This is a genomic window from Microcystis sp. LE18-22.4A (assembly GCF_027531105.1).
Taxonomy (GTDB): domain Bacteria; phylum Cyanobacteriota; class Cyanobacteriia; order Cyanobacteriales; family Microcystaceae; genus Microcystis; species Microcystis aeruginosa.
The window spans coordinates 1-1,133 of record NZ_JAPZRB010000034.1 but is presented as its reverse complement, the minus strand read 5'-3'; the positions used below and the strand labels follow the sequence as shown (position 1 = coordinate 1,133).

2 protein-coding genes and 1 pseudogene are annotated in these 1,133 nt (G+C 37.2%); all 3 read right to left on the bottom strand.

The window, feature by feature from the left end; all coding sequences use genetic code 11:
* Positions 1 to 174, bottom strand: a 174-nt coding sequence (locus O9295_RS01600; RefSeq protein ID WP_288031164.1) for a DUF29 family protein, incomplete at its 3' end; no start/stop codon positions are given.
* 42 nt (positions 175 to 216) lie between these two features.
* Positions 217 to 885: a Uma2 family endonuclease gene (locus tag O9295_RS01595; RefSeq protein ID WP_288031161.1), complete on the bottom strand. Its 669-nt coding sequence runs from the start codon at positions 883 to 885 to the stop codon at positions 217 to 219.
* A gap of 8 nt (positions 886 to 893) precedes the next feature.
* Positions 894 to 1,133, bottom strand: a pseudogene (locus O9295_RS01590) (DUF29 domain-containing protein); the annotation flags it as partial.

Here is a 1,133-nt window from a genome sequence, read left to right as displayed (position 1 = left end):
TAAAAGACTGGCTACTGCATTTTTCTTTTCTTTGCCCAAATCCTCTAATTCCTCGATTAAATGTTCTAAGTCTAGCTGTTGAAATTGATGATTTCTAAGCAAGCTAATGGTTTCTCCTAGCCATTGAGAGTCATCAAGCTCGTAGAGTTGTTTTAATTGATGAACACCTAGCATAATTGATTATCTCCGTCTTGATTTTGTTTAATTTAGATTACTCTAACTAGATTGATGTTTGAGCGTAGCTATTCCTAATTGCAAAACCTCTAAAACCTTGGCTAAATCACCGGCTAGTAAAGCATCTCTATCTAACCATAATCCAGGGAATATCTGAGAACAAATTATCCCTTCTGAGTTCGGTTCAAGTTTAATATATTCTTCATTTGTTAACCTAAACCAATCAAATTCTCCATCGTCAACTCGCCAGACTAGATATTCTTGCACTTGGTTACGGCGATAAACATTAAGTTTTTGATGTAAGTCAAGGGAGACGGTACTCGCTGCAATTTCGACGATTAACTCTGGCGCACCTTCGACATAACCATCCTCACTAATCGTTGATTGTCCACCATTTTTAATTCTTAATAGTGCATCGGGTTGAGGTTCATTGTCTGCATCAAGACGTACCGTACAATTATCGCCTAATTGCAGATTGGGAGTAAAGGCTTTATAGACACTTAGCCAACCTATAATATCAGCATGGGGTTCACCATGGTTCTTAATTCTGAGAGGAGAAGCCATAATATAAACAATTCCTTCAATCAGTTCTGCCTTTTTCAGCTTTGGCATAGCCTTATATCTACGCTCAAATTCACGACGAGTAAGCTTATCCCCATTTTCTAGGCGTGGAATGGTTAATTGAGGAGAAATTGTTGTAGTTGCTATCATCTAGGGATTTCCTCTAAATAATTGCGGAGGTTGGTCGTCATTTTTCCCTTTAATTGAGTACGGAAGTTATAAATTTCTTCCTGCCAATTAATTGTGTTATATTCTGCTTCTTTTGTCCAGTATTGCAGTAATAATAAATGGCGGATAACCTGTTCTAAAAGACTGGCTACTGCATTTTTCTTTTCTTTGCCCAAATCCTCTAATTCCTCGATTAAATGTTCTAAGTCTAGCTGTTGAAATTGATGATT

What these genes read in the sequence shown, in the direction of transcription:
- O9295_RS01595 (WP_288031161.1), bottom strand. Translation starts at nt 885, where the DNA reads ATGATAGCAACTACAACAATTTCTCCTCAATTAACCATTCCACGCCTA.